The organism is Streptomyces sp. NPDC056296 (genome assembly GCF_042268605.1).
Lineage (GTDB): Bacteria > Actinomycetota > Actinomycetes > Streptomycetales > Streptomycetaceae > Streptomyces.
Map to the genome: position 1 here is coordinate 1 of NZ_JBHJRX010000029.1, position 22,981 is coordinate 22,981.

The 22,981-nt window shown below is 69.4% G+C and carries 21 protein-coding genes and 2 pseudogenes; 13 read left to right on the plus strand and 10 right to left on the minus strand.

Annotation, left to right across the window (positions count from 1 at the left end):
* Positions 1 to 283: 283 nt before the first annotated feature.
* Positions 284 to 1,372: a redox-regulated ATPase YchF gene (gene ychF, locus ACFCZF_RS21715; protein WP_375922766.1), complete on the plus strand. Its 1,089-nt coding sequence runs from the start codon at positions 284 to 286 to the stop codon at positions 1,370 to 1,372.
* Between the two features lie 83 nt (positions 1,373 to 1,455).
* Here ychF and ACFCZF_RS21720 read toward each other — a convergent pair whose 3' ends face one another.
* Together ACFCZF_RS21720 and ACFCZF_RS21725 are read right to left on the minus strand one after the other, a co-directional pair.
* The gene (locus tag ACFCZF_RS21720; protein WP_376673039.1) at positions 1,456 to 1,848 is read right to left on the minus strand and encodes a twitching motility protein PilT; all 393 of its coding nucleotides are present in this window, start codon (positions 1,846 to 1,848) and stop codon (positions 1,456 to 1,458) included.
* Positions 1,845 to 2,111, minus strand: a complete 267-nt coding sequence (locus ACFCZF_RS21725; protein WP_376673040.1) for a hypothetical protein — start codon at positions 2,109 to 2,111, stop codon at positions 1,845 to 1,847. Before ACFCZF_RS21725 ends, ACFCZF_RS21720 begins: the two co-directional genes overlap by 4 nt.
* A gap of 195 nt (positions 2,112 to 2,306) precedes the next feature.
* Here ACFCZF_RS21725 and ACFCZF_RS21730 point away from each other — a divergent pair, with 195 nt between their 5' ends.
* From ACFCZF_RS21730 to ACFCZF_RS21745, 4 genes are all read left to right on the plus strand, one after another.
* A complete protein-coding gene (locus ACFCZF_RS21730; protein ID WP_376673041.1) occupies positions 2,307 to 4,487 on the plus strand; it encodes a DEAD/DEAH box helicase in 2,181 nt (726 codons plus the stop codon).
* Between the two features lie 428 nt (positions 4,488 to 4,915).
* Complete coding sequence (locus ACFCZF_RS21735; RefSeq protein ID WP_376673042.1) at positions 4,916 to 5,158, plus strand: hypothetical protein; 243 nt, start codon at positions 4,916 to 4,918, stop codon at positions 5,156 to 5,158.
* A complete protein-coding gene (locus tag ACFCZF_RS21740) occupies positions 5,155 to 5,550 on the plus strand; it encodes a PIN domain-containing protein (RefSeq protein WP_376673043.1) in 396 nt (131 codons plus the stop codon). Before ACFCZF_RS21735 ends, ACFCZF_RS21740 begins: the two co-directional genes overlap by 4 nt.
* A 90-nt stretch (positions 5,551 to 5,640) precedes the next feature.
* Entirely contained in the window at positions 5,641 to 5,787 is a 147-nt protein-coding gene (locus tag ACFCZF_RS21745) for a hypothetical protein (RefSeq protein ID WP_376673044.1), read from the plus strand.
* A 416-nt stretch (positions 5,788 to 6,203) separates the two neighbouring features.
* Here ACFCZF_RS21745 and ACFCZF_RS21750 read toward each other — a convergent pair.
* Positions 6,204 to 6,850: pseudogene (locus ACFCZF_RS21750) on the minus strand (response regulator).
* On the opposite strand from ACFCZF_RS21750, the gene ACFCZF_RS21755 reads away from it, so the two are divergent.
* Positions 6,849 to 7,634: an FtsX-like permease family protein gene (locus tag ACFCZF_RS21755; RefSeq protein WP_376673045.1), complete on the plus strand. Its 786-nt coding sequence runs from the start codon at positions 6,849 to 6,851 to the stop codon at positions 7,632 to 7,634. The pseudogene ACFCZF_RS21750 and the gene ACFCZF_RS21755 overlap by 2 nt on opposite strands.
* Before the next feature lies 1 nt (position 7,635).
* Positions 7,636 to 8,355, plus strand: coding sequence for an ABC transporter ATP-binding protein (locus tag ACFCZF_RS21760; protein ID WP_376673046.1), 720 nt, complete (start codon positions 7,636 to 7,638; stop codon positions 8,353 to 8,355).
* Between the two features lie 120 nt (positions 8,356 to 8,475).
* Here the strand turns inward: ACFCZF_RS21760 and ACFCZF_RS21765 are convergent, their stop codons facing one another.
* The 3 genes from ACFCZF_RS21765 to ACFCZF_RS21775 all read right to left on the minus strand — a co-directional run bounded on the left by ACFCZF_RS21765 (position 8,476) and on the right by ACFCZF_RS21775 (position 9,946).
* The gene (locus tag ACFCZF_RS21765) at positions 8,476 to 8,769 is read right to left on the minus strand and encodes a hypothetical protein (RefSeq protein WP_376673117.1); all 294 of its coding nucleotides are present in this window, start codon (positions 8,767 to 8,769) and stop codon (positions 8,476 to 8,478) included.
* On the minus strand, positions 8,748 to 8,942 hold the full coding sequence (locus tag ACFCZF_RS21770; RefSeq protein WP_376673047.1) for a hypothetical protein: 195 nt from the start codon (positions 8,940 to 8,942) through the stop codon (positions 8,748 to 8,750). The genes ACFCZF_RS21765 and ACFCZF_RS21770 overlap by 22 nt, the downstream gene beginning before the upstream one ends.
* A gap of 272 nt (positions 8,943 to 9,214) precedes the next feature.
* Complete coding sequence (locus ACFCZF_RS21775; protein ID WP_376673048.1) at positions 9,215 to 9,946, minus strand: SDR family oxidoreductase; 732 nt, start codon at positions 9,944 to 9,946, stop codon at positions 9,215 to 9,217.
* A gap of 75 nt (positions 9,947 to 10,021) precedes the next feature.
* Here ACFCZF_RS21775 and ACFCZF_RS21780 point away from each other — a divergent pair, with 75 nt between their 5' ends.
* Positions 10,022 to 10,399, plus strand: coding sequence for a MerR family transcriptional regulator (locus ACFCZF_RS21780; RefSeq protein ID WP_376673049.1), 378 nt, complete (start codon positions 10,022 to 10,024; stop codon positions 10,397 to 10,399).
* Between the two features lie 54 nt (positions 10,400 to 10,453).
* Positions 10,454 to 10,573 (plus strand): annotated as a pseudogene (locus ACFCZF_RS21785) (hydrolase); the annotation flags it as partial.
* Between the two features lie 65 nt (positions 10,574 to 10,638).
* Here the strand turns inward: ACFCZF_RS21785 and ACFCZF_RS21790 are convergent.
* The 3 genes from ACFCZF_RS21790 to ACFCZF_RS21800 form a co-directional block, all read right to left on the minus strand.
* Positions 10,639 to 11,502 carry a carbohydrate ABC transporter permease gene (locus ACFCZF_RS21790; RefSeq protein WP_376673050.1) on the minus strand — a complete coding sequence of 288 codons (864 nt, stop codon included), beginning with the start codon at positions 11,500 to 11,502 and terminating at the stop codon, positions 10,639 to 10,641.
* Positions 11,499 to 12,473, minus strand: coding sequence for a carbohydrate ABC transporter permease (locus ACFCZF_RS21795; protein WP_375921473.1), 975 nt, complete (start codon positions 12,471 to 12,473; stop codon positions 11,499 to 11,501). The genes ACFCZF_RS21790 and ACFCZF_RS21795 overlap by 4 nt, the downstream gene beginning before the upstream one ends.
* A gap of 103 nt (positions 12,474 to 12,576) precedes the next feature.
* On the minus strand, positions 12,577 to 13,899 hold the full coding sequence (locus ACFCZF_RS21800) for an ABC transporter substrate-binding protein (RefSeq protein WP_376673051.1): 1,323 nt from the start codon (positions 13,897 to 13,899) through the stop codon (positions 12,577 to 12,579).
* 265 nt (positions 13,900 to 14,164) lie between these two features.
* Here ACFCZF_RS21800 and ACFCZF_RS21805 point away from each other — a divergent pair, with 265 nt between their 5' ends.
* From ACFCZF_RS21805 to ACFCZF_RS21820, 4 genes are all read left to right on the plus strand, one after another.
* The gene (locus ACFCZF_RS21805; protein WP_376673052.1) at positions 14,165 to 16,588 is read left to right on the plus strand and encodes a glycoside hydrolase family 2 protein; all 2,424 of its coding nucleotides are present in this window, start codon (positions 14,165 to 14,167) and stop codon (positions 16,586 to 16,588) included.
* On the plus strand, positions 16,585 to 17,613 hold the full coding sequence (locus tag ACFCZF_RS21810) for a LacI family DNA-binding transcriptional regulator (protein WP_375921466.1): 1,029 nt from the start codon (positions 16,585 to 16,587) through the stop codon (positions 17,611 to 17,613). The genes ACFCZF_RS21805 and ACFCZF_RS21810 overlap by 4 nt, the downstream gene beginning before the upstream one ends.
* 398 nt (positions 17,614 to 18,011) lie before the next feature.
* Positions 18,012 to 19,175: a cellulase family glycosylhydrolase gene (locus ACFCZF_RS21815; protein WP_376673053.1), complete on the plus strand. Its 1,164-nt coding sequence runs from the start codon at positions 18,012 to 18,014 to the stop codon at positions 19,173 to 19,175.
* 227 nt (positions 19,176 to 19,402) lie between these two features.
* The gene (locus ACFCZF_RS21820) at positions 19,403 to 21,571 is read left to right on the plus strand and encodes a SpoIIE family protein phosphatase (protein ID WP_376673054.1); all 2,169 of its coding nucleotides are present in this window, start codon (positions 19,403 to 19,405) and stop codon (positions 21,569 to 21,571) included.
* A gap of 78 nt (positions 21,572 to 21,649) precedes the next feature.
* On the opposite strand, the gene ACFCZF_RS21825 is transcribed toward ACFCZF_RS21820, so the two are convergent.
* A complete protein-coding gene (locus tag ACFCZF_RS21825; protein ID WP_376673055.1) occupies positions 21,650 to 22,834 on the minus strand; it encodes a type III polyketide synthase in 1,185 nt (394 codons plus the stop codon).
* Between the last annotated feature and the right edge of the window lie 147 nt (positions 22,835 to 22,981).

The following is a 22,981-nucleotide window of genomic DNA, read 5'->3' on the forward strand; positions in this document are numbered from 1 at the left end:
GCCGACAGCGGCGCCGCCCGCCCCCCGCCCCTGCGGGGGCAGCGGCGCCCGGCCCCGTCGCGGTCCGTACTGCGCAGGTCGCGTCCTGTGTTGCTCCACTGGACCAACTTAGGTCGGTTTATGTGCCGAATAGCCCGACAGACACGCCGTCGGTCCGAGCTTGGCCAAGCGTTCGACACCGCGCGGGTCCGGTACCCGCCACCCCGTAGACTGGTGGATCGGCCCTGCCTGGCCCGCCCCACCCCTCCATCCCTCCGCATCCTCACGTACGGGAAGTCGCAACGTGTCGCTCACGATCGGAATCGTCGGTCTGCCGAATGTCGGCAAGTCGACCCTGTTCAACGCCCTGACCAAGAACGACGTGCTCGCGGCCAACTACCCGTTCGCCACGATCGAGCCCAACGTCGGCGTGGTGGGCGTCCCCGACCCCCGCCTGACGAAGCTGGCCGAGATCTTCTCCTCCGAGAAGGTCCTCCCGGCCACGGTCGACTTCGTCGACATCGCGGGCATCGTGCGCGGCGCCAGCGAGGGCGAGGGCCTGGGCAACAAGTTCCTGGCCAACATCCGCGAGTCCGACGCGATCTGCCAGGTCATCCGCGCCTTCAAGGACGAGAACGTCGTTCACGTCGACGGCAAGGTCTCGCCCAAGGACGACATCGAGACGATCAACACCGAACTGATCCTCGCCGACCTCCAGACCATCGAGAAGGTCCTCCCGCGCCTCCAGAAGGAGTCCCGGATCAAGAAGGACGTGGCGCCCAAGGTCAAGGCGGTCGAGGAGGCCAAGGAACTCCTGGAGAAGGGCGACACGCTCTTCGCGCACGGCATCCTCCAGGGCAGCGAGCGCGCCGAACTCCTCCACGACCTGCACCTCCTCACCACCAAGCCCTTCCTCTACGTCTTCAACGTCGACGAGGACGAGCTGACCGACGAAGCCTTCAAGGACGACCAGCGAGCCCTGGTCGCCCCCGCCGAGGCGATCTTCCTCAACGCCAAGCTGGAGGCGGACCTCGCGGAGCTGGAGGAGGACGAGGCCCTGGAACTCCTCCAGTCCGTCGGCCAGGAGGAGCCCGGCCTCGCCACCCTCGCCCACGTCGGCTTCAACACCCTCGGCCTGCAGACCTACCTCACGGCCGGCCCCAAGGAATCCCGCGCCTGGACCATCAAGAAGGGCGCCACCGCCCCCGAGGCCGCCGGTGTCATCCACACCGACTTCCAGAAGGGCTTCATCAAGGCCGAGGTCATCTCCTTCGACGACCTGGTGACCACCGGCTCGGTCGCCGAGGCCCGCGCCAAGGGCAAGGCACGCATGGAGGGCAAGGACTATGTGATGCAGGACGGGGACGTGGTGGAGTTCCGCTTCAACGTCTGATCTCATCCATACAGGTGGCCTGAACTGCGAGGATGCTGGTCAGGCCGTCTTGCTGTCCGCAGGAGTCCGCAGACCTTCGGAGGTCAGACGGTGCGGATGACGGGAGCGGGCTTGACGTCCTGGGCGTCGATGAGGGCGCGGATGTCGTCCGGGTCGGAGGTCCAGATGATCGCCCCGAGGCCGGCAGCCATGACAACGACGGTGGCGTCGACGATGTCTGCGGTGCCGGCCTTGCCGCAGAGAATGCCTGTGGCCTTGGCGGTTTCGAGGCCCACGGGCACGACGTGGCACCCGGCGAGGAACTTGCCGAGCCTGACCTGGCGGCGGGAGTCCCGCCATGCCTGGCTGACAACCACGGAGGGCACGTGGATGTCCCTGCCGTCTTCGAGAGCCAGGCTGTGCCGGGCCCACATGCGCCGGTCGTCGTTGTCGATGGCGATCAGCGCACCGGCGTCGTACAGGTAAGGGATGTTCACGCGGCCGACGCTCCCGTGCCGCCGAGGTACTCGGCGTCGGCGTCGGCCATGTCGGCGCGGGCAGCTGCGAGCTCTTGCGGCGTGAAGCCGCCGTGCTCCGCCTGCCACTGCTGGATCACGGCCCGCCCGGCCCGCAGCCGCAGTTCTCGTTCAGCCGCTCCGGCGACAAGTCGGGAGAGCGGGATGCCTTCCTCCTCAGCAGCACTGGCCAGGGCCTCGACCAGGGATTCATCGAGAGTAATCGTCACCTTCTTAGTAGCCATACCAGCACCATAGCGTGGTATGGCGGAAGCGGGTGGGTTCTCGGCGGTGGGGATGTCCTCTTGGGTCCGGCCGAGAAGCCGCCGTATCGAGGCAGTTCGGCAATCTGCAGGCGTTCCAAGGCCGTATTGGGCGGCGCACCACGGCCGGCGTGGGTGGTGGGAAGATGCGGGAAGTGTGAGAGAGGGGCGGGACGGGTGGGGCGTGGCGAGCGGGACACAGTCACGAGGGGAGCGCGACTGTACGAAGCGGCTCAGGCAGTGGCCGGTGACCACGGCAAGGCAGTCGACGCGGTACGGGCGACGCTTGAGCCGATCCACGACGCGGCGGTCAAGCGGGAGCTCGATGCCCTCCCCGTCGCCCGGCTGCAAGACGTCACCGAAGGACGCCTGCGGCTGGAGAACGTAGAGAAGAGCGGCCTGCGCACAGTGGGCCGTGTTCTCGAAGCGGGCCCCTACCGGTTGCGCCAGATTCCCGGGGTGGGGCAGCGCACTGTCGACCAGATGCTCGCCGCAGCTCGCCGACTTTCCGAGGCCGTGCACGAGACGGTGGCCGTCCACATTGACGTGGACCGGCCGGAGCCGAGCACCACCGCACTCGTCATGGCCTTGCAGGTTCTGGTGGAAGCGGGGCCGGATGCCCGGCGCTCGGTGGACAGAGCCGCAGCCTTGTCGGAACGACTTGGCCCGCTGCTGGTCGACGCGAGGCCCGCCGCCGGGCGCTTCAGGATGCTTCTGGCTGGTCAGGAGAAAAGGGCGCGCGCCCTGGCGGCGCTCAACGAGATCCGCTCGCTGGTGGACGAGGCGGAGCAGGCGGGCCTGCCTGAACTGCTCGCCCAGGCATCGGTGGACCTGCTGCGCGGATCCTCGTCCGACATCGCGGCCTGGGTGGACTTCGAACTCCGTTCCGCCGAGTACTACAGCCTGCTCGCCGAGATCTCCGGTCGGCCGCCTGACACGGCCGCCGCCGAAGGCTTCCTGCCGGAGGAGATTGCCGAGCGGGTACGGACCCAGCACCTCGACGACTCGCATCGGCGGGTCTCCCTGCGCGGCTACCAGGCGTTCGGCGCGCGCTTCGTCCTTGCGCAGCGCAAGGTCATACTCGGCGACGAGATGGGTCTCGGGAAGACCATCCAGGCGATCGCCGTGCTGGCACACCTGGCCGCCGAAGGGCAGAGCCACTTCATGGTTGTCTGCCCGGCGAGCGTTCTCGTGAACTGGACTCGGGAGATCGAGGCCCGCAGTGCCCTTCGCGTCACGGTGCTCCACGGCCAGGACCGGCACTACGCGTTCGCCGACTGGAAGGGGCGGGGCGGGGCAGGGGTGACTACGTTCGACGCACTGCGCGGCTTTCCGGCGCCTGGCGGCGGGGAGGTCGGACTGCTCGTCGTCGACGAAGCGCACTCCGTGAAGAACCCGAAGGCCAAGCGGTCTCAGTCGGTCGCGCTGTGGACGGAGCGTTGTGAGCGCAGCCTCTTCATGACCGGGACTCCGATGGAGAACCGGGTCGTGGAATTCCGCAACTTGGTCCAGATGCTCGATGGAGGGGTCGCGGACTCCTTGGGCGAGCGAGACGCCTTGGCGGGATCGGTCGCCTTTCGCAAGGCCGTCGCTCCGGTCTACCTGAGGCGCAACCAGGAGGACGTACTGACGGAACTCCCCAGTCTTCAGCAGACCGACGAGTGGGAGGAGCTGAGCGCATCGGACGAAGAGGTGTACCGCGAAGCCGTGCGCGCCGGCAACTTCATGGCGATGCGCAGGGCTGCGTACATGCACCCAGAGAAGTCGGCCAAGCTGGACCGGCTCCGCGAGATCGTCCAGGAGGCCGGCGAGAACGGGCAGAAGACGGTGGTCTTCTCCTATTTCAAGGACGTGCTGGGAGTGGTGAAGGCAGCACTCGCCGCAGGCCCCGCTGCCGGCACTGCGGTGTTCGGTCCGCTCACCGGAAGCGTCGCGGCAGGGCGGAGGCAGCAGATCGTCGACGACTTCGCCGGTGTCTCGGGACCAGCGGTGCTCCTGGCACAGATTCAGGCGGCCGGCGTCGGCCTCAATATGCAGGCTGCCTCCGTCGTCATCATCTGCGAACCGCAGATCAAGCCGACCATCGAGCACCAGGCAGTTGCCCGGGCCCATCGCATGGGCCAGGTCAGGCCGGTTCGCGCGCACCGCCTGCTCGCCACTGGGGGAGTGGATGAACGCATGGTGAAGATGCTGGAGGAGAAGACCCGCCTGTTCGATGCCTACGCCCGCCGTAGCGCCGTGGCCGAATCCACCCCGGACGCGGTCGACGTGTCGGACACCGAGCTGGCCCGCCGGATAGTCGTGGAGGAACAGGCGCGCCTGGGCATGACGAACGGGAGGCCCACGGCATCCGGGTGAGGGGGTCCTCCGGCCCGCAACCAGTCCGCAGGACACTCGTAAACGGCCATCCAGAGCCAACGCATACCAACGGAGAAAAGGCTGGTCAGAGCCTTCAATGGGGCTCCGCCGCAGGTCAGGATCGGGCCACTGGCATTACGCTTCAACGTGTAGCGGCTGACTTATCACCACGTCGCTGATCTGGCACGCATGCAAATGCAGGTCAGAGGGGTCGGGCCCTGGTCTTTTCCCGTGCCAGGATTGTGCCGGGACGACAGGAGGCGCCCGTGCTGGGTCCCGGGCGACGCGCGTCTGGCGGGAAGGGGTGATCGCCTCTCTCGAGCGCCGGAACGAACTCCAGCTTCTGGGGCCGCCGGGGTCCGGGAGCGCATGCATCCGGTGTGGATCACTCCTGCGCGTGAGCGGTAACACCATGGTATGGTCGCGGTATGGCGAAGACGAAGAAGGTCACGATCACGCTGCCGGCAGACCTGTTGGAGAGCATGAAGGCCCACACCGACAACGTCTCCGGCTATATCACCGAGCTGGCCGAGCGGGCTGAGCGGCGCAGGCTTCTGCGGGAGGAGCTGGACCGCTATCAAGGTGAATGCGGTCCGTTCACCGATGAGGAGATGGCCGCGGCCCGCGCGCTCCTGCACGGAGCTGAGGGGGAAGCGGAGCGCGCGGCGTGAACATTGAATCCCTGGTGCTCGACTCGCAGGGTTTCTCTTCGTGGATCGACCGGGACCGTAAGGTGATGTCGCTCCTGGAGCAGGCGGAGCGTGACGGGGTCGATGTCGCCATGTCGGCGGCCACGATCATCGAGGTGTCGTACGGGGGCGTCGACATGGCGCGACTGAATTGGCTGTTGTCCCGGATTCGCGTGGAGATGGTGTCGAAGGAGAGTGCCCGTCGCAGTGCCCAGCTCCTGAAGGAGGCTGGGCTGCACGGGCACAAGCACGCCATCGACGCCATGGTCGCCGAAGTGGCGTTGCGTCTGCCGGGGTCGGTGGCGGTGCTCACGTCGGATGCCGACGACATGGTCAAGCTGTGTGGGCGGCGGGTGCGAGTTATCGGTCTGTAAGGACATGAGCCCGTCTCTGTCAGCGCGCCAACCGCTGACAGAAGGTCCGTTCGAGGACTCGGCGAGGCTGACCGGGTGCCCATCGCGCGGGTGCTGTCTCTGGCTGACGTCCTCAGCGCGACAACCGCCGAACGGCGCCGGGCCATGATCCTGCACTATGACGGCGACTTCAACATGATCGCCTCGGTAGGCGGACTGAAGGCCGAGTCGGTCGCGGAGCCCGGCGCAGCCGACTGAGCCGGCACCCGAGTCACGACCTGGCGGCTCACGAACGGCTCGTCGGTCGTGGCTGCTATCGGGATGCCGGGTCCCTGATGACCGGGTGCCTGCTGGGTTTCCTTGTGCCGGAAAGCCGGGGAGCTTGACCCGAAAGTCGGCAGGTCGGAAGCATCGGTCTGACCCGGCCCGTCGACAGGGGGGACGAGCCGTGTCCGAGATCCCGGGGACGTCACTCTGGCCCTTGACCGTGCAGCCGCATTACCCGGCCGCCGTATTCCGCACCGACCGCCACTCGCATGCACCCGGCCGGTGCGCACCGTGCGCGGCCGAAAGTCCCCGTCGGGCCGGCGTTCTTCGGGGCCAGGTCTCGCCCCGAAGGCCGCTTGCTGTCATTCGGTGTACAGCGGCCCTCGCAGTGGCTGCCGCCCCAAGCGTCATGTGTCCGTTCGCCGTAGCAGGCCCTGCTCCATCGCCACCACCACGGCCCGGTGCGGTCGCTGACGTCGAGCTTGGCGAAGACCCGTAGCAGGTGGGTCTTCACCGTCGCCTCGGCGATGAAGAGGCGCTCGCCGATCTCCGGGTTCGACAGCCCGTCGGCGACCGCGGTCAGTACATCCACCTCTCGGCTGGTCAGCTCCGCCGGCGCCGGTCGGCGCATCCGCGCCATCAGCCGCTGGGCGGCCCGCGGTGCCAGCACCGTCTCGCCGCGGTGGGCCGCGTGGATCGCCTCCACCAGGCGCTCCCGGGTGGCGTCCTTCAGCAGATAGCCGGTCGCTCCGGCCTCCACGGCGCGCTCGATCTCGGCGTCGGTGTCATACGTGGTGAGGATCAGCACCCGGGTGCCGGGGTGCTCCGCCACGATCCGCTCTGTGGCGCCGGCCCCGTCGAGCACCGGCATCCGCAGGTCGAGCAGCACCACGTCCGGCCGTACCTCGCCGACCAGCGACACCGCCGCGCGGCCGTCGCCCGCCTCGCCGACGATCTCGATGGACGGCTCCGCGGAGAGCAGTGCCACCAGTCCGGAGCGTATGACGGTGTGGTCGTCGGCCACGATGACGCGCAGCTTGGGCTCGTGCGTCATGTCACTCCTGACCGACACGGGCCAGTACGTGCCGGCAATGATGGACCCGGCCAATCAGCTCTACACGACCATCGAGGGCGCCAGCCTGCTCGGCGGCAGGACCACCGACGGCGGCGGCACCCTCAAGTCGGCCACCTTCACGCTGAACGACCCCGACGACCTGGGCCGGCTCAAGGGAGACGCCGAGAAGGCGGGCGCCGATCTCCAGATCTTCCCGATCTCGGTCAACGACAAGCAGTACAAGGTGCTCGTCGGCCCCATCACCAAGACCGCGAGCTTCGCGACGGTCACCGTGTGGCTCGTCGCCGTCGCCGTCGCCGGCACCATCATCCTCGCCCTCATCGTCGCCTCGAACCTCCGCGAGCGCAGGGGTGAGCTGGGCATCCTGCTCTCCCTCGGCGAGAAGAAGCCCAAGCTGCTCGGCCAGCACCTCGTCGAGGTCGTCGCCTGCGCCGTCATCGCGATCGGACTGGCCGGCGTGGGCAGCCAGTTCATCTCCGAGGCGATCCGCAACAAGCTGCTCGCCGGCGAGGTCGACTCGGCCCACGAGGAAGCCGAGAACGAGAGCCTCCAGCCCGACTACGGCGACCTCAGCGGCATGGGCAAGCAGGGCGACGGCCGGCCCGGGACCGATCCCATCGACTCGCTCGACGTAAAGCTCGGTCCGGCCGACATCGCCAAGGTCGGCACCACCGGACTCGGCATCGCCGCCCTGGCCACCCTCATCCCCGGAGCCCGCGTCCTGCGCCTCAACCCGCGCGACATCCTCACGAAGGGCGACTGACGTGACCACCACTCCCACCACCGCCACGAAAGCACCCGGCGGCATGACCGCGCCGATCCTCGAACTCACCGACGTGAGCCGCACCTACAGCACCGGCACCCGTCGCCGCGTCGTCCTCAAGTCCGTCTCCTACGCCTTCGAAGCAGGCCGCATGTACGCCATCGTCGGCCCGTCCGGCTCCGGCAAGACGACGCTGCTGTCCTTGGCCAGCGGACTCGACTCGCCCAGCTCCGGCAGCGTCCGCTTCAAGGGCCGTAACGTGGCCGATCTGGGCCTGGCCACGTACCGCAACCGGCACGTGGCCACCGTGTTCCAGTCGCTGAACCTGCTCACGTACATGGACGCCGTCCAGAACGTGACCTCCGCCATGGAGATCACCGGGGTCAAGGGCGGCCGCAGGAAACAACGCGCCCACGAACTGCTCGACCTCCTCGGCATCGAACCCGGCGACCGCACCCGCCGTACCCTCCAACTCTCCGGCGGACAGCAGCAGCGCGTGGCCATCGCCCGCGCGCTCGCCTGCGAGGTCGACGTCCTCTTCGCCGACGAGCCCACCGGCGCCCTCGACCACGAGACCGCCGCCGGCATCATCGAGGTCTTCCAGAAGCTGGCCCACGACGACGGCAAGTGCGTGATCGTCGTGACCCACTCCAGGGAGGTCGCCGCCGCCTGCGACGAGACGCTGATCCTGAAACGGGGGAAGCTGGTCCCGCAGGGCTGAACCCGCGGTAGGCGTCTCCTGCCCGGTACTGCCACGCCCCCGCGTCGCTGGTGACTGCGGAGCACCGCCGTACCGACATCCGGGGCTGATGTGCCGGGGGCGTAGGTGGTCTCGCCCAAGTCAGACGTCCTTGATCTGTACGCGGTCGCCGCAGAGTTTCGACCAGTCGTCGCGGTCCGAGGTCAGCACAAGGACGGGCGCCGGGACGCGGAGCGCCATCGCGGCGACGAGAGCGTCGATGGCGTATTTGTGGCCGTGCAGGCCACCGGCGTCGCTCAGCAACTGCATCGCGGTGAGGCTGTCCGCGTGGGTGACGTCCTGGACCTGGAGACGGGACAGTACCCAGTGCAGCCGGGCGACATCCGTCACCAGGGACCGGGCCGCGGGCGCCTTCATGCGGCGCTGTCGCCGGATGCGTACGGCGCCGGTGCGTCACCGGACAGCTCGCGCTGCGCGGCCGGCACCCGATGGCCGGCCCCGCGCGTACGCTTCACGGCGAGGTCGAGCAGCACGCTCTTGCCGGCACCGGGCTCGCCCTCGATGATCAGCACCGCGCTGTGGGACCGGTCGACGGCGATCCGCCTCATGATTTCCGCGGTCTCGGTTTTCCCGACCCACCACCGCGGTCTCGGTTTTCCCGACCCACCACCGCGGTCTCGGTTTCCCGACCCACCACAGTCGGCGCGAGATCTCCAGCGGAGCTTCGGCCCGCTCGAGTGCCTCCACCGTCTTTCATGGATGCTCCAGAAACCGAAGAAACGGCCGGCGTCAATTCTGCACACTCCCTGACCCGGTGCGGCTTCGTCGGAGTCACGCTCATGGACCCTGGAGGGTGAGGCGGTGCCGGACGAGTGACCCCTCAGGCCGCCGTCAGCGTCGCCAGGGCGCGGTCCATCGCGGCGTTGAACTCTTCCGGCGCCAGCGGCAGCCGGGACTTGACGTCCCGGCTCCACTGGTCGGCGAGGACCTCGGCGGAGCCCCCTTCGACACCGTCGAGCGCCGCGTCGGCCAGGTCCGACGGCGCGATCTTGGCCACGGGCCAGCCCGCCGCCATGTCGGTGTCGGCCAGGCCGAGGTGCACCGCCGTCACGAGCGTGCCCTGCTCGGCGAGCTCCAGGCGGACGCCGTTGGTCATGGCCCAGGCGGCGGCCTTGGTCAGGTGGTAGGCATTGGCGCCCTTGCCTCCGAACCACGACATGGCGGAGAGCACGTTGACGATCGCGCCCCCGCCGTTCCTGGCGAGCGCCGGCGCGAGCTCCCGGATCATTCCCAGGTGGCCGAACACGTTGGTCTCCAGCTCGTGCCGCACCGCGTCCAGCGAACCGGTCACCAGGTCGGTCCCCGTCTGGATCCCCGCGTTGTTGATGAGCAGCGAGACGTCCGGGGCGGCCTCGGCGGCGGCCCGCACGGATGCGGGATCGGCGATGTCGAGGGGCAGCACCTCGACCCCGGGCAGGTCCACGGTCTCCGGTCGGCGGGCCGTCGCGTAGACCTTGCTGGCGCCCCGTTCGAGAAGGCGCTGGGTGAAGGCGGCGCGGCCCAGGCCGCGGTTGGCTCCGGTGACAAGGGCGACTGAGTTGTTGATGTCCATGCCCGGTACGCTAAAACCTGACGTTGACGTCAGAGGCAAGTGCTGTTCATCAGGGCCGGGGTGAGAGGAATCACCATGACCGTCGCAGAGGCCGCGGCCGAGCGGCTGATCCGCATCGGCGAGGTGGCGCGGGGTGCCGGCGTCTCGGTACGCGCCGTGCGCTACTACGAGCAGCAGGGGCTGCTCGTGCCGGAGCGCAGCCCTTCCGGCCAGCGCCTCTACCGACAGGACGCCATCCCCCTGGTCCGCTTCTTCCAGCAGATGTTCGCCGCCGGCCTGACCAGCCGAAGGATCACGGAACTCCTGCCGTGCTGGGACTCCGGGCAGACCGACGCCGAGCAACGAGCCATGCTGCGCGCCGAGCGCGACCGCATCCAGGCCAAGGTCGACGACCTGCAGGCTGCCCTGGAGCGCCTCGACGAGGTCATCGCGGTCACGGACACGCACCCGTAGGCGCGGTCGGTCGGACGTCGCACCAGCGATCTACGGCTGGAGTACCAGGTGTTGCGGATCCGGTTCGCCCGGACCGGCGACCCCGGCTGGGACCCGTACGACACCGACCGCCGGGCCACCATGCGCATCGACGCCGAGTGGACCCAGGTCGACGATCCTCGCAGCCGGGAACGGGGGCGGTGTCTTCGCCCGTGCCGCGTCAGCATGGGGAATCCCCACTTCATGGCCCCGCCCCTGGCCTACTTCGTGGCCCCCTGCGCGAACCCGTTGTAGATGTACCGCTGAAGGAAGAGGAAGATCACCAGCGTTGGCACGATCACGAGGACGGCTCCGGCGGAGATGTTCTCCCAGTGTGCGCCGAACGGACCCTTGAAGCGGAACAGGGCCGTCGACATGGTCCCCAGTTCCTCGGAGGGCATGTAGAGGAACGGGATGTAGAAGTCGTTGTACGTCGTGATGCCCTTGATGATGACCACGGTGGCGATCGCCGGCTTCAGCAGCGGGAAGATGATCTTCCGGTAGATGGTGAAGGAGTTGGCGCCGTCCAGCCGCGCGGCCTCGTCGAGGGACTTCGGGATCCCGCGGATGAACTGCAGGAAGATGTAGATGGACACGATGTCGGTGCCCATGTAGAGCAGGATCGGGGCCCAGCGGGTGTCGAACAGGCCGAAGCTGTTGACGACCTGGAAGGTGGCGACCTGGGTGGTCACGCTGGGCACCAGGGTGGCGATGAGGAACAGCGCCATGACGAGACCCTTGAAGCGGAAGTCGAAGCGGTCGATGGCGTACGCCGTCATGGAGCCGATGATCACGGTGCCGGTGATGGAGAAGAGCAGGATGAAGGCGGTGTTGCCGAACGCCGTCAGCATGTGGCCGTCGGTGAAGGCCGTGGCGTAGTTGGAGAAGTTCAGCCAGTCGTCCGGCAGGGACAGCGCGCCCTGTCCGTCGGCGATCTCGCCGTAGGACTTCAGCGAGGTCAGGAACACCACGAGGAGTGGGATCAGGACCACGAGGGACGCGACGATCAGCGACGCGTAGGTGAGCGCGGTACCGATGCGGAGGCGTCGGCGGGGGCGGTCCTGGGTGGGGGCGGTGATCGTCATACGAGGTCCACCTTCTCGTCGGGCACGATGCGGCGCTGGATCCAGGTGATCAGCAGGATGATGGCCAGCAGCACCACGGCGCAGGCGGAGGCCAGGCCGGTCTTGTTGAACTGGAAGGCGAACTTCACCGTCTGGATGACGAAGGTCGAGGTCTCGGTGGCGCCGCCGGTCATGATGTACGGGATCTCGAAGACGGACAGCGAGCCGGAGATCGCCAGGATGACGCTGAGGCTCAGCACCGGGCGGATGCTCGGCGCGATGATGTGCCGGAACTGCTGCCACCGGGTCGCGCCGTCGAGCTGGGCGGCCTCGTAGAGCTCGCCGGGGATGGACTGAATCGCGCCGAGGAACAGGACGAAGTTGAGGCCGGTGAAGCGCCACACGGACACGCCGGCGAGCGAGGTGTTGGCGGACTCCGGGCTGCCGAGCCAGGCGTGGTCGCTGTCGGCGCCGAACCAGGACAGGACGGAGTCGAGGGTGCCGCCGTCCTGGAAGAAGTAGAGGAAGACGAAGCCGATCGCGACGCCGTTGATCAGGTAGGGGAAGAACAGGATGCCCTTGAACAGGTTCCTGAAGCGCAGGTCGAAGCTGAGCACCGTGGCGAAGTACAGGGCGATGACGATCTGTACGACGGACGCCGCGAGGTAGTAGAAGCTGACCGCGAAGACCTTGAAGATCTCCGGCCGGGTGAACAACTCGGTGTAGTTGTCGCCGCCGACGAAGTTCCGGTCGGGACTGACGCCGTCCCAGTCGGTGAAGCTGTAGTAGAGCATGTTGCCCACCGGCACGTAGGTGAACGTGACCAGCAGGGCGAGCGGGGCCAACAGGAACAGCCACGGCGTGATGCGGCGCAACGGCCGGTCACGCCACGAGGCACCGGCCGGGGCGCGGTGGCGGGACGGCCGTTTGCCGGTCCTGCCCGGCTCGGCTGCCGGGGCGGGCGGTGACGCGGTGGAAGCGGTTCGGGTCATTGCGGAGCCAGGGCCTTTCGTCGTCCGCTGAAAGCGCTGGTGAGCCGGGTCCCTCCCGCCGCGGGTCCCTCCGCGTGGGGGAGGGACCCCGGCGGGCGGCGGTTCAGGAGCCGGCCAACTGCCTGGCCTCGGACCAGCGCTTGTTCAGCTCGTCGAAGTAGCCGTCGAGCGACCCGTCCACGGCGCCGCGGGCGATGTCGACCAGCTTCTGTCGGTAGTCCGGCTTGGCCAGGCCGATCTCGGAGGCGTTGTCGATGGCATTGACCTCGGCGGTCTTCGCCTCGGAGCGCTCGACCATCTTGACATCGTTGTCTACGTAGCCCTTGAGCGTCGTGGGCATCCCCTCCGACCTCAGGGCGGAGACAGCCCCCTCCTTGGCCGCGTAGCCGGACTTCTCGGTGAACCAGTCGATCCAGGCGCGGGCGGCGCTCTTGTGGTCGGAGTGGATGTTGACGGCCTGCTGGTAGTCGGAGACCAGGGTGGCGCAGAACTTGCCGCCCCGCTGGGCGGGTACGGGCATGAAGCCGATGTCGTCGGGGTTCTCGCCCGCCTTCTCGGCCGCGTCCCGCATCTGGTTGATCGCCCAGGAGCCGAGCAGCATGCTGCCGACCTCGCCCTTGGCCAGGAGGGTCTTCGAGCTCTCCCAGTTGGTGGTGGCGGGGTCCTTCTCCGACAGCTTCTCGTGGACGATGTCGTGGAGCAGGGTGTCGAGCGCGTTCAGCTCGGTGCCCTTCTCCCAGGGCTTGTCCATCGCGGCCAGCTTGTCGGAAGCCTGGCTGTCGCAGGTGACGGAGCCGACGCTGTTGGTCCAGGGGCTGCTGAGCGGCCAGCCGTCCTTGAAGTTGGTGTAGTAGGGAGTGGCGCCGGTCTTCTCCTTGACGGCCTTGAGGTCGTCGAGGAACTGCCGCGACGTCGTCGGCCAGTCGGTGATGCCGGCCTGCTTCCACAGCGCCTTGTTGTAGACGAAGCCGTTGGCGGTGCCGAAGGTGGCGATTCCGTAGGTCTTGCCGCCGACATCGGTCTTGTCGGTGAAGCGGTAGGTGTCCTTCATCGTCGAGGTGTCACCGAGCGGTGCGAAGAACTTGGGGTAGTCGCCCTTGGCGATCACCGAGGGGATCAGCAGGACGTCGCCGTAGTCCTCCGTGTTCATACGGATCTTCACCTCACCCTCGTAGTCGGTGAGGCCCTCGAACTCGGCCTTCACCCCGGGGTAGGTCTTGTTGAACTCGGCCGCGTACTTCTTCATCGTCCCGTCCTGGATCAGGTCGGTGCGATTGGTCAGTACGGTGATGCCCCCCGAGACGCCGTCCGGATTCACCGGCGCTGCGGCGGTCTCGTCGGCGTTCGGGCTCCCGCCCCCGCTGCACCCCGCGACGGTCAGCATCGCGGTGGTGAGCAGAGCGACGCCCAGCGTCCTCTTCCCCATGTGCCCAGCTCCTTCCAAGGATTACGGCTCGGGCTCCGGTGGTTGTCGGCGACTATGTCAGCCGTACGTGAACCGGTAAAGCTTGGAACTTCACCGCGATATTCAATCGTTACATGGGGTGAACGGGGGGCTGGGTGTCAGTGGTATCAACTGCGGTGTTGCGAAGGTTGCCGTCGGGAGATTAGGGCTAGACCGGTTCAGCTGCGCGGGGTTAGGTTGAGCCGCGTCGCACATGATCGGGCCCGTCCCGCCTAAGGAGCCGCACATGAAGGAAGTCGTCCAGCTCGCCGAGGGCTGGAGCCTGCGCCACGGCGAGAGCCTGGTGCCCGCCCAGGTTCCCGGCTGTGTCCACACCGATCTGCTCACGGCCGGTCTGATCCCGGATCCCTTCCTCGGCGTCAACGAGCCGGAGGTGGCCTGGGTCGGACGGCGGGCCTGGTCCTATGTGCGGGACCTGGCGGCGACCGACACCGCCGGTGCGGGCCACGAGCGGACCGACCTGGTCTTCGACGGGCTGGACACGGCCGCGACCGTCACCCTGGGCGAGCGGGAGCTGGGACGTACCCGCAACATGCACCGCCGCTACCGCTTCGACGTCACCGGCCACCACGGACCACTGAAGGTGGATTTCGCCTCCGCCTACGACGAGGCGGCCTCGGTACGAGCAGTGACGGGCGAGCGGCCCAATGTCTACCCGGAGCCCTTCCAGTACATCCGCAAGATGGCGTGCGCCTTCGGCTGGGACTGGGGCCCGACGCTGGTGACCGCCGGGATGTGGCGTCCGGTCCGGCTGGAGCGCTGGTCGACGGCGCGGCTGGACCAGGTACGCCCCCTGGTGACGGTCGACGGCACCACCGGCCGGGTCGAGGTGCGCGTCGAGGTCGAGCGCACCGAACAGGGCGCGGACCGTGCTCTCACCGTGCGCGCCACCGTCGGCGGCATCGAGGCCCGCGCCACCGTCGACGGAACGCGGGCCGTGCTGACGCTCGACGTCCCCGACGTCTCCCTGTGGTGGCCGCGCGGCTACGGGGCGCAACCGCTCCACGACCTGGAGGTGGTGCTGGTCGAGGACGGAACCGAGGACCGGCGGCTGGACTCCTGGAACCGGCGGATCGGCTTCCGGAACGTGCGGGTGGACCGCGCCCCGGACGAACACGGGACCGGCTTCACCCTGGTCGTCAACGGCGTCCGCGTCTTCGCCCGCGGCGTGAACTGGATCCCCGACGACGTCTTCCCCTCCCGGATCACGCCCGGGCGGTATCGCACCCGGCTGCGTCGGACGGCCGAGGCGGGCGTGGACCTGGTGCGGATCTGGGGCGGCGGAATCTACGAGGACGACGCCTTCTACGACGTCTGCGACGAACTGGGCCTCATGGTCTGGCAGGACTTCCTCTTCGCCTGCGCCGCCTATCCGGAGGAGCAGCCGTTGCGCGGCGAGGTGGAGGCCGAGGCCCGGGACAACGTTGTCCGACTGATGCCGCACCCGAGCCTCGTCCTGTGGAACGGCAACAACGAGAACCTGTGGGGCTTCCGCGACTGGGACTGGGAGCCCGAACTCGCCGGCGACTCATGGGGTGGCGGCTACTACCTGGATCTGCTGCCGCGCGTCGTCGCCGAGCTTGATCCGACCCGTTCGTACACCGCGGGCAGCCCCTGGTCCGGCTCGTGGGACCACCACCCCAACGACCCGGCCCACGGCACCCACCACTCGTGGGAGGTCTGGAACCGCCGGGACTACGCCGAGTACCGCGACTCGGTGCCCCGCTTCGTCTCGGAGTTCGGCTGGCAGGCACCCCCCGCCATGGCGACCCTGCGGCGCGCGCTGCCCGGCGAGCGGCTCGCACCCGACTCGCCCGGCATGCTGCACCACCAGAAGGCCGAGGACGGCAACGGCAAGCTGAACCGGGGAGTGGAACGCCACTTCGCCCTGCCCACGGACGACTTCGACCGCTGGCACTACCTCACCCAGGTCGTACAGGCCCGCGCGATCGCCGCCGGCATCGAACACTGGCGCTCGCACTGGCCGGTCTGCGCCGGCACCATCGTCTGGCAGATCAACGACTGCTGGCCGGTCAGCTCCTGGTCCGCCATCGACGGCGACGGAAGGCTCAAGCCCCTCTACCACGAACTGCGCAGGGTCTACGCGGATCGCCTCCTCACCCTCCAGCCGGTCACCGACGGTCCGGTACTCGCCGTCGTCAACCAGGGCGCGGAGCCGTGGCGGGCCCCGGTGACGCTGCGCCGGATGCGGGCGGACGGCACCGAGGCGGCGAAGCTGGTCCTCGACGTGACCGTCACCGCCCGTTCGGTGCACCGGCAGGGCGTGCCGCGGGAGCTGGTGCCGGACGAGCAGTCGGGCAAGGAGTTCCTCGTCGCCGACTGCGACGGCCTGCGCGCGGTCCATGTTCCCGTACCGGACAAGGACTTCGCCTATCCGGTCCCCCGCTACGACGTCGCCGTGGAGTCCCCGGTCGGTGGTGGTCCGGGTAATGTCGAGGTCGTGGTGACAGCACACACTCTCGTACGTGACCTTCTCCTCCAGGCCGACCGGCTCGGCCCGGACGCGGTCTGCGACACCGGACTGCGCACCCTGCTTCCCGGAGAGCGGGCCCGTCTGCGGGTCGTGGGGGCGGCCGAGGCCGGCGCCAACGCCGTACGCGCCGCGCTGTACTGCGTGGAACCGGCGTGAGCGCACCCTCCGAACGCGTCACCATCAAGGACGTGGCCGCCGCCGCGGGCGTGTCCAAAGGTGCTGTCTCTCTGGCGTTCAACCACAAACCGGGTGTCTCCGACGCCACCCGGGAGCGGATCTTCGCGGCGGCCCGGCAGCTGGGCTGGGCGCCGAACTCCTCGGCCCGCAGCCTGTCCCGCCAGTCGGTCGACACCGTCGGGCTGGCGATCTGCCGGCCGGCCCGGCTGCTGGGCCTGGAGCCGTTCTACATGGAGTTCGTCTCCGGCATCGAGAGTGTGCTGGCCGAGCGGGACTGCTCGCTGCTGCTGCGGCTGGTGGGCTCGCTGGAGGAGGAGATCGGTCTGCAGGAGCGCTGGTGGAGGGAGCGGCAGGTCGGCGGTTCGATCCTGGTCGACTTCCACCAGGAGGACCCGCGTGTGGAACCGCTGCGGCAGCTCGGTCTGCCGGCCGTGGCGGTCGGCCACCCCTCCCTGACCGGGGGCTTCCCCTCCGTCTGGACCGATGACGCCGCCGCCGTCGCCGAGGCGGTGCGTTACCTGGCGGCGCTGGGACACCGGCGCATCGCGCACGTGGGCGGCCCCCGCGGCCTGGGGCACAGCGGCATCCGGACGACCGCGTTCGAGCGGACCATGGGCGAACTCGGCCTCCAGGGCGGCCTGCACGCGGAGACGGGTTTCTCGGGCGACGAGGGCGCACGCGCCACACGCTCCCTGCTGCTGTCCCCGGAACGGCCCACGGCGATCCTCTACGACAACGACATCATGGCGGTCGCCGGACTCGGCGTCGCCGCCGAGATGGGCATCTCGGTGCCGGACGACCTGTCGCTGCTGGCCTGGGACGACTCCCAGCTGTGCAGGCTGACGCATCCGACGCTGTCGGCGATGAGTCACGACGTGCACGGCTTCGGAGCCGAGGTCACGCGCGTGCTGTTCGAGGTGATCGCCGGCCGGCAGGTCGCCTCCCGGCCGGTGGCGACACCGTCCCTCGTGCCGCGTGCCTCGACCGCGTCACCTCGTTCCTAGAGCGGGCACGCCACTCATGTGTACCGGTTAATTAGCCAGGACCGTAGAGACGTGTCGCTCAGCTGTCAATCAGGCGGGGAGTCCCTGTATTTGCTGGTGGACGTCTCTTTCTTGGCGCGCCCCGGGGCTGGTCAGGCTGTTTAGCGGTTTAGTTCCGGGGGTGTCGCCGTACACGGCGGGCGGATCGTGAACCGGCTCTTGACATGAGCGGAACACTCGGTGCCTCATGGTGTGGCGACGAGCCGTCCGTGGCCCCGGCCCGGCCGAAGTCGGCGCTTTGCAGAGCCGGTTGTTCGATGCTCGCCCCCACCCATGACGTCAGCGGCGCCCGTCAAGCGCGCCCTCAAAGGCCGGCGTCGTTGGACAACGTTGTCAGCCGATCGCGTCCGAGGAGAGCCATGCGAAATCCGAGAAGCACAAGAAGGACCCTGATCAAGACGGCGGGGGTGGTGTTCGCCGCCGTCGCCGGCCTGCTGTTCTCGGTCACCGGCCCGCCGGCCGGCGAGGCCGAGGCCGCTCCCACCGGTATCCGGGTCAGCAACGGCCGTGTGGTCGAGGCCAACGGGAACGACTTCGTCATGCGCGGGGTCAACCATGCCCACACCTGGTATCCGGACCGCACCGGCTCGATCGCCGACATAGCGGCCAAGGGAGCCAACACCGTCCGCGTCGTGCTCAGCAGCGGTGACCGGTGGACGCGGACGAGCGCCTCCGAGGTCTCGTCCCTCATCGGCCAGTGCAAGGCCGCCAAGGTCATCTGCGTACTGGAGGTGCACGACACCACCGGCTACGGCGAGGACGGCGCCGCGACCACCCTGGACCGGGCGGCGGACTACTGGGTCGGCGTGAAGAGCGCGCTGGCGGGCCAGGAGGACTACGTCGTCGTCAACATCGGCAACGAGCCGTTCGGCAACACCGGCTACAGCGCCTGGACCGACGCCACCAAGGCGGCGATCGGCAAGCTCCGCAGTGCCGGCATCAACCACGCCCTGATGGTCGACGCCCCCAACTGGGGCCAGGACTGGTCCCACACCATGCGGGACAACGCGGCCTCCGTCTTCGCCGCCGACCCCGACCGCAACACCATCTTCTCGATCCACATGTACGGGGTCTACGACACCGCCGCCGAGGTGCGGAGCTACCTGAACCACTTCGTCGGCAACCGGCTTCCCGTCGTCGTGGGCGAGTTCGGCGACCAGCACAGCGACGGCAACCCCGACGAGGACGCCATCATGGCGACCGCGCAGTCCCTCGGGGTGGGCTACCTCGGCTGGTCCTGGAGCGGCAACGGCAGTGGTGTCGAGTACCTCGACATGGTCAACGGCTTCGACCCGAACTCACTGACCAACTGGGGCAACCGCCTCTTCAACGGCGGCAACGGCATCTCCGCCACGTCGAAGAGGGCCACCGTCTACGGCGGCGGGGGCGACACGGGCGGCGGCACCGCCCCCAACGGTTACCCGTACTGCGTGCACGGCGGCTCGTCCGACCCCGACGGCGACGGGTGGGGCTGGGAGAACAGCCGCTCCTGCGTCGTCCGCGGCGGCAACGCGGACCGCTGACCTTCCTCGCGCACATCCATCGGGTTGTCTTCCCGCCTCCGGCGGTGGGAAGACAACCACCGCATTCCCTCATTGTCCCGGTTCGCCGGCTATCAGCTGGTGTGGGCGAAGCGGCCCCGGGTGTTATTGAATGAGGTGTGCGGTCAGGAATCTCGGGGTCCCGTCGCACGGCTTCTGGTACGGCTCCGGCGCCGCGCCGGGGTTGGTGAGCGAGCTGAGAGAGCCGCATGGACTCCACACCCTTCCCCTCGTCCTCGTCCTCGTCGCCGTTCGACCTGGTCAGCAGTGCCTTGGGGCAGTACATCCCGCGCGGCGGAGCGGCAGCGGCCGCCGGTCCGGCCGACTCGCGGGGCGACCGCACCGCCCGCCAACCCGTACCCGCCGACCCGACAGCCCGCCGTCAGGAGCAGATCCTCGGCGTGGTCAACCTGGACCGCGATCTCAGGATCACCCGCAGCAACCTGGACGCCCCCGTCTTCGCGGGGCTGGACGCCGTGACCGGGAGCCCGGTCGTCGATCTTCTGCCGCCGGGGGACGTACCGACGGTCACGCGGCGGTTGCGGCAGGTCCTCGAGACCGGTGACGCGCACGTCGCCCGGGTCCAGCGGCTGCGGCGCAGCGACGGGTCGGAGCTGGTGGTCTCGATGAGCATCCTGTCCGCCGCACAGCCTCATGAGGGCCTGACCGTCTCCCTGATCGCCATGGCCAGAAGGCTGCACCTGTACGCCGCCGAGACCGCGATCGGCACCTCGCTGGACATCGGCGAGACCGCGCAGTCGCTGGCGGAGTCCCTGCTGGCCTGGGGAGACGTGGCCGCCATCGACCTCGACTTCGCCGTGTGGACGGGCGAGGGGGTCACCGACCAGGCGCCGGGGCGCATCCGGCTGCGGCGGGCGGCCCTGGTGCCGGACCGGGCGTGGCCCGAGGGGTATCTGACCCCGGGCGACGATCTTCCCCGCGACGCGAGCCGCCTGCTGTCGCAAGCGATACGGCGTGACGATGCCGCCCAGGCCATCGTCATACCCGACCGGGAGGCGATCGAGCGGGTGCTCGGCAGTCCGCGGCTGGTACGCGCCCTGGTGCCCAGCGAGCGGTCGGCGGGTGTGGCGTGCATACCGCTGGTCCTGGAGGGCACGCCGCCCGTCGTACTGGGTGTGGCGGAGGTCTGGCGGCGGGCGGACCGTCCCTTTCACGACAGCGAGCTGTTCGACCTGCAAGAACTGGTGGCCAGGACCTCCCATCACGTCGACCTGGCCCGTCAGCACCAGCGCGAGCACACGCAGGTGCTGGCGTTGCAGCGCCGCCTGCTGCCGCGGGCCGGCGGCGACACCATCGAGACCGCCAGCGTCTACCAGCCCGCCACCCCCGACAGCGCGGGCGTCGGCGGTGACTGGGTGAACAGCTTTCCGCTGCCGGACGGCCGTACCGCGCTGGTGGTCGGGGACGTCGTCGGGCACGGCCTGGGAGCCGCGGCGACCATGGGCCAGCTGAGCATGGAGGCCCGCGCGCTGCTGTCCGCGGGGCTGGCGCCCGACGAGGTGCTGGAGCACCTGGACGAGACCGTGTCGCTGCTGGACGACGCGGAGTCCGGGCTGGCGGCCGGCTACAGCGCCCTCGGGTCGACCTGCTGCATCGCCGTCTACGATCCGGTCAGCCACCACGTGGCGCTGGCCAGCGCCGGCCACCTCCCCCCGGTACTGGTGCCCCCGGACGGGCACTCCGGCCCGCTCGGGGTCCGTCCGCATCCCGGCCTGGGCGCCGAGTTCGCGCTGCGGGAGCCGTTCGCCGTGCACACGTTCGCCGTACCCCCGGGCTCCCTGCTCGCCCTCTACACCGACGGCCTGGTGGAGGATCCCGCCCTGTCGATCGACGAGGGCATCGGCAGGCTGGCGGACGTCGTGGCCACGGTGCACCCCTGGGACGGCCTGCCGGCGGCTGCCCGGCACGTGGTCTCGGCGCTGGCGCCTGTGCGCCGGCGTGATGACGTGACCCTGCTGCTCGCCCGCATGATCGGCTACCGCAAGGGGGACACCGCGACCTGGCGGCTGCCCGCCCGCGCCGACGCGGCCGCCCGGGCCCGCACGCTCGTCTCCCCGCTGCTGCGGCAGTGGCGCAGCAGGGACGACACCCGGGACAGCGTGCTGCTACTGGTCAGCGAGCTGGTCACCAACGCGGTCCGCTTCGGCGGCGGACCCATCACGGTACGGCTGATCAGGGCTGGTCACGGCCTGCTGTGCGAGGTGGGGGACACCGGCAACGGCAGGCCGCGGCTGGGCCCGTGCGGGCTGCTCGACGACGGTGGTCGTGGCTTGCACGTGGTGCACCGGCTCACCACCGGGTGGGGGGTGCGCTGGACGGACACCGGGAAGGTCGTCTGGGCGAAGGTCGCGAGGTGACGCGAGCGTGGGGCCGCTGACCGGCGCTGCGGGCGGCCCGCCCGCCGGCACCGGCCGCGGCGCGGGCCGAGCGCGTGCTTACAGCCACTCCCCTTCCAGGGCGGTGGCCGTGAGGCCCGGGGCCGCCGCGTACAGGACGGCGCGATCGCCCGGCTTCTGCCCGGCGTCGTGCGCCCTGCGCATGATGTCGAACACGGCGGCGCCTCCGCGGTTGCCGGTGGTGTAGCTGTCCCGGCTGTAGTCCAGCAGCCCCGTCGGCCACGCGTCGGGCATCGTCTGCTCCATGTACTCCAGCACCCGGGTCCCGCCGGGGTGCGCGAGCAGGACGTCGGGGTGCCAGGAGCCGGGCTCGTCCTGGTAACGCAGGCGCAGCCACTCCCACATGGCGGTGACCGTCTCCTGTACGGCGCGCGGGCCGCGCCGGTCCATCACGAAGTGGGTGCCGTCCGACCGTGTGTCCAGGCGGTGCAGGTCCTGGGTGTCCGGCAGGGTGTGGTGCCAGGCGCTGTCCAGCCGCAGCACCGACTCGGGCCTCGGGCGGCCCGTGACCACCGCGGCGACCGCGGTGTCCGCGAACAGCAGCCGGACGATCAGGGACTCCAGAGTGTCGTCCGCCGGCTGGTAGGTCGTGCTCAGCGCCTCCGCGATCACGACCAGGACCACCCGGTCGGGGTCCGCGGCCACCAGGTCGGCCGCCAACGCCAGGGAGCGGGTCCCGGCCACGCAGGCCCACTGCGTGGCCGGCAGCAGCAACGCGTCGCTGCGGAGCGGAAGCCTGTTGGCCAGGGCGACGTCCAGGCCCGGCAGCGCGGGGGTGGTGGAGTGACTGGTGATCAGGCAGTCGACGTCCGAGGCGTCCAGCCCGGCGATCTGCAGGGCCCCGCGTGCCGCGCGCTCCCCGTAGGACTGCACGGCCTCCCAGGCCGGCGCGGTGCGCTCCTGGACGGTCTGCGGCGCGGGTATCGACTCGAGGGCGGCGACCGCGCGGTCCACGTCCTGCTCGGTGAACCCGTCGCGGGCCAGCGCCTCTCGGGCCGCCGCGATGCCGCCGGCCACCGAGCCGCTCCCGTTGCCGGGCGCGACGGCGGTCTCCAGCGGCAGCATCCACCCGCGGGTCTCGATGCCCGTGCTGGCCGCGATGCCGTCGATCCGGGGGGCCCACGCCGCGTGCGGGTGCCGGCCGCGTACCTCCGCCACGATCTGGTCGGTCTCCACGGTGTGCTCGCCGTGTATCACGGCCGGAGGGCACAGGTATGCAGCCACGGTTCGCGCCTTTCTGCGGGGAACGGGGGAGGAACGTCAGGAGCGCCGGGGCAAGGGGGAGTTGGCACTTCACGTCCGGGAAACGCCGCTGCGCTCTGCTTCGGGCGTCGGCATCCGTTCCGAGCATGGACGCTAAAGGGACATTTC

Bases quoted from the DNA above. Each gene is read 5' to 3' on its own strand.
- ACFCZF_RS21725 (WP_376673040.1), bottom strand. From the start codon at position 2,111: ATGGCTACTAAGAAGGTGACGATTACTCTCGATGAATCCCTGGTCGAG.
- ACFCZF_RS21735 (WP_376673042.1), top strand. From the start codon at position 4,916: ATGGCGAAGACGAAGAAGGTCACGATCACGCTGCCGGCAGACCTGTTG.
- ACFCZF_RS21755 (WP_376673045.1), top strand. From the start codon at position 6,849: ATGTCACTCCTGACCGACACGGGCCAGTACGTGCCGGCAATGATGGAC.
- ACFCZF_RS21770 (WP_376673047.1), bottom strand. From the start codon at position 8,942: ATGAGGCGGATCGCCGTCGACCGGTCCCACAGCGCGGTGCTGATCATC.
- ACFCZF_RS21775 (WP_376673048.1), bottom strand. From the start codon at position 9,946: ATGGACATCAACAACTCAGTCGCCCTTGTCACCGGAGCCAACCGCGGC.
- ACFCZF_RS21780 (WP_376673049.1), top strand. From the start codon at position 10,022: ATGACCGTCGCAGAGGCCGCGGCCGAGCGGCTGATCCGCATCGGCGAG.
- ACFCZF_RS21790 (WP_376673050.1), bottom strand. From the start codon at position 11,502: ATGACGATCACCGCCCCCACCCAGGACCGCCCCCGCCGACGCCTCCGC.
- ACFCZF_RS21795 (WP_375921473.1), bottom strand. From the start codon at position 12,473: ATGACCCGAACCGCTTCCACCGCGTCACCGCCCGCCCCGGCAGCCGAG.
- ACFCZF_RS21800 (WP_376673051.1), bottom strand. From the start codon at position 13,899: ATGGGGAAGAGGACGCTGGGCGTCGCTCTGCTCACCACCGCGATGCTG.
- ACFCZF_RS21805 (WP_376673052.1), top strand. From the start codon at position 14,165: ATGAAGGAAGTCGTCCAGCTCGCCGAGGGCTGGAGCCTGCGCCACGGC.
- ACFCZF_RS21815 (WP_376673053.1), top strand. From the start codon at position 18,012: ATGCGAAATCCGAGAAGCACAAGAAGGACCCTGATCAAGACGGCGGGG.
- ACFCZF_RS21820 (WP_376673054.1), top strand. From the start codon at position 19,403: ATGGACTCCACACCCTTCCCCTCGTCCTCGTCCTCGTCGCCGTTCGAC.